Here is a 13,180-nt window from a genome sequence, read left to right on the forward strand (position 1 = left end):
GTCGGCCGAGGGCGGGGGTTCGCGAGAGTAGCGTCAGGCGGAGGCGTCCGCCGTGGCGGGAGCCTTCTTCTCGGCGGGAGCCGACTCGGGAGCCTTGCCCTCCGCCTCGGCCTTCACCGACTTGGGATCGATCGGCGGAGCGGCCGGAGCCTCGACGGGAGCCGCCGGGCGCGGGCGCGCGGCGAACTCCTCGAAGACGTAGCGCGGGTTCTGCACGGCCTGCAGCGACACGTTGTCGCGGTGCAGCCAGAAGTTGTGCCACCAGTCGCCGATGACGCGCCACTTGCGCTCCCACGACGGCATGGCCAGGCCGTGGTAGCCACGGTGCGCGCACCAGGCGATGAAGCCCTTGAGGGCGATCTTGCCCGACTGGAACACACCGTTGTAGAGGCCCAGACCGGCCACGGCGCCCAGGTTCTTGTGGATGTACTCGCGGGGCACCTCGCCGCGCAGCACGGCCACGAGGTTCTTCGCGAGCAGCTTGGCCTGACGCACGGCGTGCTGGGCGTTGGGGACGCAGTAGCCGCCGACGCCCTTGCCGGTGAGGTCGGGAACGGCGGAGACGTCGCCGGCAGCCCATGCGCCCTCGACGACCTCTTCGGGCGTGCCGACGCGCAGATCGGCACGGGTGCGGATGCGACCCCGTTCCTCGGCGGGCAGGTCGCTGCCGCGCACGACGGTGGGGTTGGCCATGACGCCCGCGGTCCAGATGATCAGATCGGTCGGGATGACCTCACCCGTCGACAGCTCGACGTTGCCGTCGACCGCGCCGGTGAGCTGCGTGTCGAGGTGCACGTTCGCGCCGCGCTTGGCGAGGTCCTTCAGCACCCATTCGCTCGTCTGCAGCGACACCTCGGGCATGATGCGGCCCATCGCCTCGACGAGGTGGAAGTGCGTGTCTTCGAAGCTCAGCTGCGGGTAGTCCTTCAGCAGTGACGACGCGAGGGCACGCGTCTCGGCGAACACCTCGATGCCGGCGAAACCGCCGCCGACCACCACGACGGTCAGCAGGCGATCGCGCTCGGGACCGGCGGGCAGGTTCGCCGCGCGGTCGAAGTTCGTGAGGATGCGGTCACGGATCGCGACGGCCTCTTCGATCGTCTTCAGGCCGATCGCGTTCTCGGCGATGCCGGGGATCGGGAAGGTGCGCGAGACGGCACCGGCCGTGACGACGATCTGGTCGTACGTCTCCTGCCAGGCCTCGCCCTCGGCCGGCGTGATCGTCGCGGTGCGGTTCGCGTGGTCGATGCCGGTCACCTTGGCGGTGATGACGCGCGTCTTCTTCAGGTGGCGACGCAGACCCACGATGACGTGGCGGGCCTCGATCTCACCCGCGGCGACCTCGGGCAGGAACGGCTGGTAGGTCATGTAGGGCAGCGGGTCGACGACGGTGACCTCGGCCTCGCCCTTGCGCAGGTGCTTCTCGAGCTTCCAGGCCGTGTAGAAGCCGGCGTAGCCACCACCGACGATGAGGATCTTGGGCACCGCACGAACGGCAGTGCTGGACGCTGTGTCAGTCACAGGTGAGGGAACTCCTTGGATGGGCGGCTCGAAGGGCGCGGTGCGCGCTCCGATCGGATTCGCCGGGCAGCAGCAGTGACGCCGAGCGCCACCAGTATAGCGGCCAGAGTGCCCGCAGCGAGCGGCACACTGCCATACAGCAGGGTGTCCGTGCTCGGCAGCAGCGGGGAGCGCGCATCGGGGCGATCCGCCTCGGGAAGGTCGGGAACCACGAACGCCGACGACGACGGCGCGGGAGCCGGTGAGGCATCCGCCCGGCGGAACAGCCGCACCCACTCGTGCAGGTTGCCCATGGGGTTCGCGTCGACGGATGCCACGCTGCCGGTGACGGCGGCGTTCGCATCCACGAGCCCGTAGCCGTACTTCTCATCGGGCACGCTCGTCGCGCCCGCCGCGGGTCGCGCCGTGCGGATGATGCGGTTGATGACGTTGTTCGAGTCGAGGTCGGGATGCGCGGCGCGCACGAGCGCGGCGATGCCTGCGACGATGGGCGCAGCGCCGCTCGTGCCGTTCCACTGCACGAGCTGGCCATCGGACGAGACCCCCAGCAGCTGCTCGCTGGGTGCCGAGATGCCGATCGTGATGCCCTGGGTCGAGGCCTCTTCGCTGGCCACCTCGGTGCGTCCGACCCCGCCGACGGTGAGCACGCCGGGAATGGTCGCGGGAGCTCCCACCTCGTCGGTGCCACTCCCCTTGTTCCCCGCGGCGACGACGACCACGACGTCGTGGTCGAACGCGTACAGGAACGCGTCGTCCCACGCACGATCCCACGTGAGGGTGTTCGTCGTGAAGGACAGGTTGATGACGTCGGCACCGTGGTCGACCGCCCAGCGCATGGCATCCGCCACCTGCTGCACGAACGGCACCGACGACGTCGCCCCGAATCCGATGGAGATCGACAGCAGGCTCGCCTCGGGAGCGACCCCGATCATCCCGGTGTCGGGGCCAGTGCCGCGCGCTGCGGCGAGGGATGCCACCCAGCTACCGTGGTTCGCGTCGACGGCGCCGACCGGCTGACGCCCGTCCGAGGCGCCGACGCCCGAGAAGTCCGTGCCACCCACGACCGCCCCGGAGAACTCGACCGGGCCGCGTCCGATGCCGGTGTCGATGACGGCGATCGTCGTTCCCTTGCCCCGTGTGGTCTGCCACGCCGAGCGGATGCCGTACTGATCGAGCCAGTACTCGGCCGCGCGGGCCGGGTCGGCTGTGGGCGTCGGGTCGACGACCGGTACACGGCCGTCCGTTGCGACCGACGCGGATCGCTCGGCGGCCGGCGCACCCGTGATCGACGGCGTGGCGGCGGCGGTCGCGCCCGCAGCATCGGCGACGCCGGGCAGCGCGGCGATCCCGGAGAGAAGCGCCGCGATGGCGAGGGCTGCCGGGACGCGGCGACGCGCGCGACGAGGCATCCGGATCACGAGGATCCCCGCGGGTGCGCGCAGGTGCACCGCGTCGGCGACCAGTCCCCGCGCTCCAGGGCGAGATCGCCGATCGGGTTGACGCCCGGGCCCGCGGCGAGGGCATGCCCCGCGAGAGCGTGCAGGCACTTGACGCGGGTGGGCATGCCACCGGCGGAGATCCCGTCGATCTCGGGGACCTCCCCGTAGACCGCGCGGTCGTCGAGGTAGGCCCGGTGCGCGACCGCATAGCCGGCGGCGACCTCCTCATCCTCGGCGAGCAGGTCGGCGAACTCGCGCATCACCTGCGTGGCTTCCAGCGCCGACATCGCCGCCGTCGCGCCCGGATGCGTGAGGTAGTAGAACGTCGGGAACGGAGTTCCGTCCGGCAGACGCGGCTCGGTGGCGACGACGGTCGGATTGCCGCAGACGCACCGCGCCGCGATCCCCACCACACCGCGCATGGGCCTGCCCAACTGCTCGCGCATGACCTCGAGGTCGGCGTCGGATGCGGGCGTCAGAGAGGGATGTGGCACCGCTCCAGGGTACCGGGAGCGGCTGACGGGCGGCTGGACCGGCGCGGGCGCCGCGCGGTCAGGGCGCGGGGGTCGCCGGGGTGCCGGGCGCGTCCGGCACGGTCGCCGTTTGCGTGAGTCCGGCGCCGGTCACCGAGCGCACGAGCTGAGCCATCCAGTCCGACCGGGTGACCTCGACATCCTTGCTGACGGGCGCCTCGTTCTGCGGGATCGCCGAGGCGGGGAGGTCGTTGTCGACGAGATAGACGATCTCGTCCGGCCGCTTGTAGTAGAGACGCGCCCGGGCCTGCGAAGTGATGAAGGCGGGATCGTTCCAGCGTTCCTTCTGCTGCTGGAGAGCCGCGACCTGCGCGGTCGTGAGCGTCACCGACTGTTCCAGAGCCGCGATCTGCTGACGCTGCGACACGTATGTGCCGACGGTGGGGACCAGCACGAACACCGCCAGCACGACCAGGCCCAGCATGATCGCGGTGAACGCAGAGAAGCGGATGCCCCCGGCCCACTCGCGGACATCGACAGCCCGGCGGGGCGTCGCTCCGGCACCGGATGCGCCGCCGGTACGGGGACGGGAAGAGGGAGCCGGCGCGGTGCGCACGGCTCCCTCTTTCGTCATGGTGAACAGCCTAGGCCTCGCTCGCGCGATGACCCGGCGGCACTCCGGACGGTTCGGCGAATCCTCAGTCGGATCCGCTCCGCGGGGCGGGGCTCAGCCCTTGAAACGCGGGAACGCGGCGCGGCCGGCGAAGACCGCGGCGTCGCCGAGCTCCTCTTCGATGCGCAGCAGCTGGTTGTACTTCGCGACGCGCTCGCTGCGGGCGGGCGCACCGGTCTTGATCTGACCGGCGTTGACCGCGACCGCGAGGTCGGCGATCGTCGTGTCCTCGGTCTCGCCCGAACGGTGCGAGAGCATCGAACGGTAGCCGTTCTGGGTCGCGAGAGCGATGGCATCCAGCGTCTCGGACAGCGTGCCGATCTGGTTGACCTTCACGAGCAGCGCGTTCGCGACACCGAGGTCGATGCCCTTCTGCAGGCGGACCGGGTTCGTGACGAACAGGTCGTCGCCGACGAGCTGGACCTTGTCGCCGATGGCGTCGGTGAGGTGCTTCCACGCATCCCAGTCGTCCTCGGCGAGGGCGTCCTCGATCGTGACGACGGGGTAGTTCGCGACGAGGTCCGCGAAGTAGTCGGTCAGCTTCTCGGCCGACCACGCCTTGCCCTCGACGGTGTAGACGCCGTCCTTGTAGAACTCGGTGGCGGCGACGTCGAGGCCCACGCCGATGTCGGTGCCGGGCGTGAAGCCGGCCTTCTCGATCGCCTTGATGAGGAAGTCGAGGCCCTCACGGTTGCTGGGCAGGTCGGGGGCGAAGCCGCCCTCGTCGCCGAGGCCCGTGTTGAAGCCGGCGGCCTTCAGTTCGCCCTTGAGGACGTGGTAGACCTCGGTGCCCCAGCGCAGCGACTCGCCGTAGCTCTCCGCACCGATCGGCGCGAGGAAGTACTCCTGGAAGTCGATGCCGTTGTCGGCGTGCTCGCCGCCGTTGATGACGTTGAACAGCGGCACGGGCAGAACGTGCGCGTTCGGGCCGCCGAGGTAGCGGAACAGGGGCAGGTCGGCGGCGTCGGCCGCGGCCTTCGCGACGGCCAGCGACACGCCGAGGATGGCGTTCGCGCCGCAGCGGGACTTGTTCTCGGTGCCATCGGTGGCGATGAGGATCTCGTCGATGACGCGCTGCTCGCTGGCATCCACACCCTCGATCGCCGGTCCGAGCTCGTCGATGACGGCGTTCACGGCCTTCAGCACGCCCTTGCCGCCGTACCGGCTCTTGTCGCCGTCGCGCAGCTCGTACGCCTCGAAGGCGCCGGTGGATGCGCCGGAGGGGACGGCCGCGCGCTGGACGATGCCGTCGTCGAGCAGCACCTCCACCTCGACGGTCGGGTTGCCACGCGAATCCAGGATCTCGCGTGCGCCTACAGCCTCGATCAGTGCCACAGGGGACTCCTTGCTTGTGGAGGATGAGTTCGGAGCGTCACGTGTGTGCACCCGCTCCGTCATCGAGCATAGTGACCGGATGCCGCCGCCACAGCGACGCCGCCCGGAACAATCCGCGACCGACGGGCGTCAGACCACGAGCGCGAGGGCGATGCCGTCCCACCCCTTGGCATCCAGCGTCTGCAGCGCCGTCGCGTCGAATCGCGGGTCGTCACGGAGCATCTCGAGGCCCGCGCGCACACCGGCGACCTGAGCGGTCTCGTCGAGGGGGTCGGCGACGCGTCCGCCGCGGACGACGTTGTCGAGCACGACGAGGGTGCCAGGCCGCCCCAGCCGCGCCGCCCAGTCCAGGTAGAGCGTGTTGGACTCTTTGTCGGCGTCGATGAAGACGAGGTCGAACGGGGCCTCTCCTTCCAGCGACGGCAGGACGTCCTCGCCGCGGCCCTCGCGGATCTCCACCTTCTCGCCCACCCCGGCGCGGTCCAGGCTCGCGCGCGCGACCGCGGCGTTGGCGGACTCCGCCTCGATCGTCACGACGCGTCCGTCCCCCGGCACACCGCGGGCGAGCCAGATCGTGGAGTAGCCGCCGAGGGTGCCGATCTCGAGCACGCGGCGTGCGACGATCGCGCGGGCGAGGAGGTGCAGGAGCTTTCCGCCGGTGGGCGCGACCTCGATGTCGGGCAACCCCGCGGCGCGCTGATCGGCGACGGCCGCATCGAGCGCATCGTCGTGCGCGATGAGGGTGCCGACGAGGTAGTGGTCGACGGCACGCGCACCCGCGGGTGTGAGCTCGGTCATCCCGTCAGCCTCACGCGAGCGGAACGCGTCGTCAAGGTACGCGGCGGCCGCGGCGTGCGAGCGACGGTCGCACTCTCAGCCGCGCGCGGCTCGGGCGACCAAAGCCTGCAGCACCGCGGCTCCGGTCTCGGCGTCGTCCACGGTGACCGTGAAGACCTTGCCCGAGCGCCGCCGCACGCGGATGCCCTCTCCCGTTCGCAGCACCACGCCGAATCCACCGCCGAGCGCCCAGCGCAGACCCCATCCACCGAACTCGCCCATGGGCGACACGTGCGCGGCGCTCACCTGATCGATGTCCTGCAGCGGAATGTGGATGCGGGGGAACCCGAACACCGAGGTGACGCTGAGGCCCGACGCATCGACGCGGACATGGAACGCCGTCGCCATCGCGACGGCCGCGACCATGAGAAGTGTGACCGCCGCCATCATGAGGACGACCGGGAGCGGGGCCGTGAGGATCGTGAAGACGAGACAGGCCACGATCAACAGCAGCGAGACACCGAGGACGATCATGCCGCTGACGGCGATGCGGACGCTCTGCAGCCAGACGACCCGTTCCGTCGGTTCCAGCGCGACGCGGTCCAGATCGACGGGTGTGCTCGGGCGGTAGGGCTCGTCGGGCTGCAGTCGCCAGCCGAGCACGCCCGCTCCCGCCGCCGCGACGAAGGCGACGATCGCGGGCAGGGTCGCGGAGGGGGCGTCGGCGGCATCCGCCAACCCCGCCTGCATGAGGGTCGTCCACGTCACGAGCACCGCGATCAGGGTGCTCTCCCCCAGCGCGACGGCGCCGAGGAACCGATAGGTGGCCCCGCGGTCGCCGCGGCGCAGCCCGTTGAGCACCGACGCAGCCAGCAGGAGCGGCAGGCCGAGGCCGACGGCGCCGGTGAGCACGAGCGGCACCCAGACCGGGCCGAAGCCGTTCGGGCCGCCGCCCAGCCCCCAGTGAGTGGCGATCGGATCGGGCAGGGTCGGCACCACCGCGATCTGGGCGATCAGCGACAGGAGTGTGAGCGCGATCGGAAGAGTGATCGCGACCAGCACGAATCGACGGACGGCTGTCGAGCGGGGCGGGGTCATCGGATCTCCTTCTGTCGAGGCCAGGGCGTCGGGCCGAATGCGGGCGTCACTCGCCCGCGGGGCCCGCGGGCGTGAGCGCGGCGGATCGCACGAGGGCTGCGAGGGCATCGGGGGCGACACCGCACTCGCGCGAGAGACGCACGATCGCCGCGATCTCGGAGCCCAGCTCTTTCAGCTGCGCTGCGACGTCGGTCACCACCGCCCCGCGCCCGCGATGGAGGTGCACGAGGCCCTCGTCGCGCAGCAGCTGGTAGGCGTGCAGCACGGTGTGCAGGTTCACGCCGAGCCCGGCGGCGACCTCCCGCGCCCCCGGCAGCCGATCACCGGCGCCCCGTCGGCCCGCGGCGATGTCGGCGCGGATGCCGTCGGCGATCTGGGCGAAGAGGGGAACCTCGCTCGCCGCGTCCACTCGAATCAGCACGCACAAATTCTAGTACAACTAGAACAATTTGCGAGCGCTTCCGCGCGCACGGCGGGGACGAGAGAGGACTCCCGGACGGTCAGCGCGACTCGTCGGCGGCGGCGGGTGCGCTCTCTCGCGCTCGTCACGCTTCCGCGAGGCCCTCCGCGATCGTTCCGGCGCGGGTGTCGGGCATCGAGCGCGCCGCCCCGGCGAGCGCGGCGACGACCTCGGGTACGAGTGCGTCGGCGGTCCGCCGGTAGCCGAGTGCGCTCGGATGGAAGCGGTCGAGGCTGAACATGTCGTCGGGGTTCGCGACGAACAGGTGCCCGACGGCGCGGCGCAGCGAGACGACCCGCGCCCCGGCCCGCGCCGCCGCCCCCGCCTGAGCGCGGGCGAGCTGGCGGGATGCCTGCGCGCCGATGCTGCGCAGCGGCTGCGGCACCGCCAGCAGCGCGCCCAGGTCGGGGCACGTGCCGACGACGACCTCGGCGCCCCGCGCGCGCAGCCGGACGACGGCCTCTTCGAGCTGGGCGGCGGCGACGCTCACGTGCGTGCGATGGGTCACGTCGTTGCCACCGACGATCACGACGGCCACATCGGGCCGGTAGCCGGCCGGGAGTCGATCGATCTGGCGCGAGAGGTCGCGCGATTCCGCCCCGACGGATGCCACCGTGCGCACCTGCACGGGACGTCCGAGGAATCCGGCGACACCCTTCGCGATGCGCGCTCCGAGCACGTCCTTCGGGCGCTCTGCCCCGAGACCTGCGGCGATCGAATCGCCCAGGATCAGCAGTTCGACCCGCGTTCCGCCGAGCTTCGGCCGCCAGACGCGATCGGCGTCGAGGGCGATCTCGCCGAGCGGCTTGCCGATGCGGCGACGGGCGATGGCCGCCTGTCGCGTCAGAAGGGCGCGCGTCGCGAACGCGGTGGCGGCGATCACGGCGGCGACTCCGGCCGCGGCGAGCGCGAGCTGACGGGAATCGCGGTGGCCGGACACACGACGATTGCACCCCCCGCGAGTGAACGGCAGGTGGCCGAGTACCCACGGGCCCGTGGTGACGTGGTTCGGAGCGTCCTCCCGGCGCGCAGGGCTAGACTCCCGCCCAACCCCCGAGCGCTGCGGCGCGATGCGCGGCTCCGCGTCCTCGGACGGTCCCGTACCCCGATGCCGACGGTCACGAAAACAGTCGCCTCCATAAGAGCGCGGGGGTCCCGCCAGGAGAGAGCACCGTGAGCCCACGCACAGATCGCCCCGCACCCGCCCGGCGCCCCGTGGCGCGCCACGGGGTCTTGAGCTCGCCGCGTCCCGTCGGGCAGGTGCTGACCTTCCTGGGGGCGCTGCTCGCGGTGATCGTCGTGAGCGCCGGTGCCGTCGGTGGGTTCTACGTCTGGAATGGGGTGCAGGCGATCGAGGACGCGGGCGTCGCGATCGGGGAGGACGACGCGCCGCTGCCGCCGTCGATCGGCGAGATCGAGGGCGGTGTCAACCTGCTCGTCGTCGGCACCGACTCGTGCGAAGGCCCGAACGCCGCCCTGTCGGGGGCGTGTCAGGAGCACGACACCGACGGCGAGCGCAACGACGTCACGATGCTGGTGCACATCAGCGACGAGCCGCGCCGGGTGACGGTGGTCTCGTTCCCGCGCGACATGCTGGTGCCGATCCCCTCGTGCACGGGAGAGGACGGCACGCAGCATCCGGCGATGAGCGAGCAGATGCTCAACGTCTCGTACATGTACGGCGGCCTGAAATGCACCGCACTCACGATCTCGGAGCTCACCGGGGTGGACATCCGGTTCGCGGCCGCGACGCGGTGGACCGGTGTGATCAACATGTCCGACGCGATCGGCGGCGTCGACGTCTGCGTGCAGAACGACGTCCACGACGCGTACACGGGACTCGACCTGATGGCGGGGACGCACACGCTGGAGGGCGCGGCCGCGCTGCAGTTCCTGCGCACCCGCTACGGCATCGGCGACGGGTCGGACCTCGGTCGCATCTCGAACCAGCAGCAGTTCATGAGCTCGATGGTGCGCAAGCTCCAGTCCGGCGGCGTGCTCGGCGACCCCGCCGCGCTTCTGAACCTCGCGACGACGGCGGTGCGTCAAGTGACCAGCGGCGAGATCACCCTCAGCCGTTCGCTGTCGAACCCTCAGAGCATGGTGCAGATCGCGATGGCGATGCGCAGCGTGCCGTACAAGGACATCCTCTTCGTGCAGTACCCCACCGCGTACGGCGCCGCGGATCCGAACCGGGTGGAGCCCGTCACGAGCGCCGCCGACGTGCTCTTCCAGGCGCTCGCCGCGAACCAGCCGCTCCAGCTCACCGGTGCCGCCAGCGGCGGGTCGAGCACCGAGGTCGTGGGAGAGGCCAGCGCGCCTGCACCGACCGAGGCCGCGTCGCCGGAGCCGATCGCCACAGATGCCGCGCCGTCCGCGGCGGCACCCGTCGCCCTCCCCGCCTCGATCCCGGGGCAGACGTCCGCGGAGGTCACCTGCACCGTCGGTCGGCGTTGAACAGAACGCCGTCCTGACCGATCGGGCCCATCGCGTCCACCGGTCCCTCGGGGTGGGCGCGGGTATTGGGACGGGCACTCCCCGGTCACCGCCGCCCGCTAGGGTGCGCGCATGGCATCCCCCGCCCTCGAACGCCGTCTCGGTCTCGGTGACGCCGTCGCGCTCGGACTCGGGTCGATGATCGGTGCCGGCGTGTTCGCCGTCTGGGCTCCCGCCGCGCATGCCGCCGGCAGCGCGCTGCTCGTCGGGCTCGGGATCGCCGCGACCGTCGCCTTCGCCAACGCGACCGCATCGGCACAGCTCGCCGCGGTGCATCCGACCTCGGGCGGCACGTACGCGTACGGTCGCGCGGAACTCGGTCCCTGGTGGGGATTTCTCGCCGGGTGGTCGTTCGTCATCGGCAAGACGGCGAGCTGCGCCGCCATGGCGATGACCTTCGCCGCGTACGTGGCACCGCCCGGCGCCGAGCGCGTCGTGGCGATCATCGCGGTCCTCGCCCTCACGGCGACGAACCTGCTCGGGGTGACGCGCACGGCGCTGCTCACCCGTGTCGTCGTGGTCGTCGTGCTGATCGGGCTCGCCGTGGCCGTGGGCGGCGCACTCGCCGCGCCCGACGCCGAGGGCCGGCTCACCGGCATCCCGTATGGCGGTGACCTCTACGGCGTGCTGCAGTCGGCGGGCCTGCTGTTCTTCGCCTTCGCCGGGTATGCGCGGATCGCGACACTCGGCGAAGAGGTGCGAGATCCGCAGCGCACGATCCCCCGCGCCATCATCGTGACCTTCGCGGTCGCCATCGTCGTCTACGTCGCCGTCGGGGTGGGAGTGCTGCACGCACTCGGCCCCGACGGCGCGGCTTCGTCGGCCGATCCGGTGGCCACCGCCGCCACGACGGGCTGGCCCTGGGCGGGACCGATCGTCCGCGTCGTCGCGGCGGCCGCATCGTTGGGGGCGCTTCTGGCGCTCATCGCCGGGATCGGTCGCACATCGTTCGCGATGGCGCGCGAAGGCGATCTGCCGCGGGCTCTGGCCGTCGTGCATCCGACCCGTCATGTGCCCCACCGCGCGGAGCTCGCCCTCGCCGTCGTCGTCGTGGCGCTCGTCGCGACGATCGACCTGCGCGGCGCGATCGGCTTCTCCTCCTTCGGCGTTCTGCTCTACTACGTCGTCGCGAACGTCGCCGCCTGGCGACAACACGGCGAAGCGCGACGGTACCCGCGCGCGCTCCAGGTGATCGGCGCGGCGGGATGCCTCGTCCTCGCGTGCACTCTGCCGTGGCCGAGCGTCGCGATCGGAGCGGCGACGGTCGCCATCGGCATCGTCTACCGGATCGTGCGCCTACGCATCGGCGACCACCGGAACTGTCCCCGCTAAGGCGCGGTTGGTCGCTCAGCGCTTCGCTTCGCCGGACCGCGGGCCGACGAGAACAGCGGCGAGGGCCAGAACGACGAGCGCGAGGATGCCGTCGAACACGACGCCGGCGAGCAGTTCGGTGCGTCCGGTCCACGAGGATGCCGTCGCCATCGTCCCCATCGCGATGACGCCGAGCGAGAGGCCGAGCTGCTGCACCGTGCTGAACATGCCGCCCGAGAGTCCCGCAGCCTCGACCGGAACCTCACGAACCACGATCTGGGTGAGAGGAGAGAAGATGAGCGCCTGACCGATGCCGAGGAGCACGAGCGCCGGCTGCAGCCACCAGATGAGCGCGTCGCCCCACGCGATCGCCGTCGTGACGCCGAATCCGAGAAGCGCCACGAGCTGGAGGGCCACGCCCCACACCAGCGTCCTGTCGCCGAGTCGGCGCTGGACGCGGGTGACCGAGAGCGAGACGACGGCGAACACGGCCGCGAACGGCAGAAGCAGCAATCCGGCATCCAACGGGCCGTAGCCGAGCCCGGCCTCGACGGCGCGCGGGATGACGTAGAGCACGGCGGCGTAACCGGCGAAGAACAGGCCCGCCGTGAGCAGCCCGAGCCGCAGCGGACGCAGCCTCAGGACGCTCGGCGGCAGCAGCGGCACCCGCCCGCTGCGCTCGATGCGGTTCTGATGCGCCCACATGACGACGAGCATCGCAGCCCCGCCGGCGAGCGCGGCGAAGGCGGGCCACGTCCAGCCGAGGGCGGGACCGAAGGTCAGCGCCGAGGCGATGAGCAGGATGCCTGCGCCCAGCTCGACGGTGCCGGCGAGGTCCATGGCCACCGCTTCGTGTGCGCGCGAGCGGGGAGCGAGCCGGGCGAGCACGATCGCGGCGACGGCTGCCGCAGCAACGACGACGTAGACCAGACGCCACCCCGAGACCGGCCCGACGGCGACGCCGGCGAGCGCGCCGCCGATGACCTGTCCCGCTGCCGCACCGATGCCACCGCTGGCACCGAACGCCGCGATCGCGCGGGCTCGAGCCGGCCCGGTCGAGGTCGCCTGGATCGTGGCGAGCACCTGCGGCGTGCACAGCGATGCACCGATGCCCTGCACGATGCGTGAGACCACGAGCATCTCGATGGTCGGGCTGAGCGCGCATCCGAGCGCGGAGACGAGGAACAGCCCCATGCCGGCGACGAACATCGCGTGCCGGCCGAATCGGTCGCCCAGACGCCCGCCGAGGATCAGCAGAACAGCGAACGGGATCCCGTACCCGGCGACGACGAGCTCGAGCTGCACCTCCGACGCGGCGAAGGCGGCGTGCACCTGGGGCATGGTGACGGTCACCGCGTTGAAGGCGAACGTTCCCACGCCCGGACCGATGAGCAGTCCGAGGTAGCGCCAGGTCGGCACGGCTCCGGGGAGGGTACGGATCGACGCGGTGGGAGCGTCGGCGAGTGCAGTGGTCATGCGCCCAGCATCGGGCGCAGTTCATGCTGGTACCAGGAGTGTGTTCATCCTGGTACTGGCAGCACTCCTCCCACGGCGCGCGGGAGCGCGCGGGAGGTCTACCCTGGCGGGAGAAGGCCGC

At 71.5% G+C, this 13,180-nt stretch carries 12 protein-coding genes; 2 read left to right on the forward strand and 10 right to left on the reverse strand.

Features of this window, described 5'->3' with window-relative positions; all coding sequences use genetic code 11:
* Window positions 1–33: 33 nt before the first annotated feature.
* The 9 genes from JOE64_RS09160 to JOE64_RS09200 all read right to left on the reverse strand — a co-directional run bounded on the left by JOE64_RS09160 (window position 34) and on the right by JOE64_RS09200 (window position 8,716).
* A complete protein-coding gene (locus JOE64_RS09160; protein ID WP_271202566.1) occupies window positions 34–1,485 on the reverse strand; it encodes an NAD(P)/FAD-dependent oxidoreductase in 1,452 nt (483 codons plus the stop codon).
* Between the two features lie 32 nt (window positions 1,486–1,517).
* On the reverse strand, window positions 1,518–2,930 hold the full coding sequence (locus JOE64_RS09165; protein ID WP_239531737.1) for a S8 family serine peptidase: 1,413 nt from the start codon (window positions 2,928–2,930) through the stop codon (window positions 1,518–1,520).
* A 5-nt stretch (window positions 2,931–2,935) separates the two neighbouring features.
* Window positions 2,936–3,406 carry a DUF501 domain-containing protein gene (locus JOE64_RS09170; RefSeq protein WP_204965032.1) on the reverse strand — a complete coding sequence of 157 codons (471 nt, stop codon included), beginning with the start codon at window positions 3,404–3,406 and terminating at the stop codon, window positions 2,936–2,938.
* A 106-nt stretch (window positions 3,407–3,512) separates the two neighbouring features.
* Window positions 3,513–4,067: an FtsB family cell division protein gene (locus JOE64_RS09175; RefSeq protein ID WP_204963966.1), complete on the reverse strand. Its 555-nt coding sequence runs from the start codon at window positions 4,065–4,067 to the stop codon at window positions 3,513–3,515.
* Window positions 4,068–4,160: 93 nt separating this feature from the next.
* The gene (gene eno, locus JOE64_RS09180; protein WP_204963967.1) at window positions 4,161–5,441 is read right to left on the reverse strand and encodes a phosphopyruvate hydratase; all 1,281 of its coding nucleotides are present in this window, start codon (window positions 5,439–5,441) and stop codon (window positions 4,161–4,163) included.
* 129 nt (window positions 5,442–5,570) lie between these two features.
* On the reverse strand, window positions 5,571–6,239 hold the full coding sequence (locus JOE64_RS09185; protein ID WP_204963968.1) for an O-methyltransferase: 669 nt from the start codon (window positions 6,237–6,239) through the stop codon (window positions 5,571–5,573).
* 75 nt (window positions 6,240–6,314) lie between these two features.
* Entirely contained in the window at window positions 6,315–7,316 is a 1,002-nt protein-coding gene (locus tag JOE64_RS09190) for a DUF1648 domain-containing protein (RefSeq protein ID WP_204963969.1), read from the reverse strand.
* A 46-nt stretch (window positions 7,317–7,362) separates the two neighbouring features.
* The gene (locus JOE64_RS09195; protein ID WP_204963970.1) at window positions 7,363–7,737 is read right to left on the reverse strand and encodes a GntR family transcriptional regulator; all 375 of its coding nucleotides are present in this window, start codon (window positions 7,735–7,737) and stop codon (window positions 7,363–7,365) included.
* A 124-nt stretch (window positions 7,738–7,861) separates the two neighbouring features.
* Window positions 7,862–8,716: an SGNH/GDSL hydrolase family protein gene (locus JOE64_RS09200; RefSeq protein ID WP_204963971.1), complete on the reverse strand. Its 855-nt coding sequence runs from the start codon at window positions 8,714–8,716 to the stop codon at window positions 7,862–7,864.
* Window positions 8,717–8,949: 233 nt separating this feature from the next.
* Between JOE64_RS09200 and JOE64_RS09205 the strand changes: the two genes are divergently transcribed.
* Window positions 8,950–10,233, forward strand: a complete 1,284-nt coding sequence (locus JOE64_RS09205) for an LCP family protein (RefSeq protein ID WP_271202522.1) — start codon at window positions 8,950–8,952, stop codon at window positions 10,231–10,233.
* 111 nt (window positions 10,234–10,344) lie between these two features.
* On the forward strand, window positions 10,345–11,604 hold the full coding sequence (locus JOE64_RS09210; protein ID WP_204963972.1) for an APC family permease: 1,260 nt from the start codon (window positions 10,345–10,347) through the stop codon (window positions 11,602–11,604).
* Window positions 11,605–11,619: 15 nt separating this feature from the next.
* Here JOE64_RS09210 and JOE64_RS09215 read toward each other — a convergent pair whose 3' ends face one another.
* Window positions 11,620–13,059, reverse strand: coding sequence for an MFS transporter (locus JOE64_RS09215; protein ID WP_204963973.1), 1,440 nt, complete (start codon window positions 13,057–13,059; stop codon window positions 11,620–11,622).
* Window positions 13,060–13,180: the final 121 nt, after the last annotated feature.

It is taken from the genome of Microbacterium dextranolyticum, assembly GCF_016907295.1.
GTDB lineage: Bacteria > Actinomycetota > Actinomycetes > Actinomycetales > Microbacteriaceae > Microbacterium > Microbacterium dextranolyticum.

Coding starts and splice junctions, on each gene's coding strand:
- JOE64_RS09215 (WP_204963973.1), bottom strand. CDS start 13,059: ATGACCACTGCACTCGCCGACGCTCCCACCGCGTCGATCCGTACCCTC.
- JOE64_RS09190 (WP_204963969.1), bottom strand. CDS start 7,316: ATGACCCCGCCCCGCTCGACAGCCGTCCGTCGATTCGTGCTGGTCGCG.
- JOE64_RS09210 (WP_204963972.1), top strand. CDS start 10,345: ATGGCATCCCCCGCCCTCGAACGCCGTCTCGGTCTCGGTGACGCCGTC.
- JOE64_RS09165 (WP_239531737.1), bottom strand. CDS start 2,930: ATGCCTCGTCGCGCGCGTCGCCGCGTCCCGGCAGCCCTCGCCATCGCG.
- JOE64_RS09185 (WP_204963968.1), bottom strand. CDS start 6,239: ATGACCGAGCTCACACCCGCGGGTGCGCGTGCCGTCGACCACTACCTC.
- JOE64_RS09175 (WP_204963966.1), bottom strand. CDS start 4,067: ATGACGAAAGAGGGAGCCGTGCGCACCGCGCCGGCTCCCTCTTCCCGT.
- JOE64_RS09170 (WP_204965032.1), bottom strand. CDS start 3,406: ATGCGCGAGCAGTTGGGCAGGCCCATGCGCGGTGTGGTGGGGATCGCG.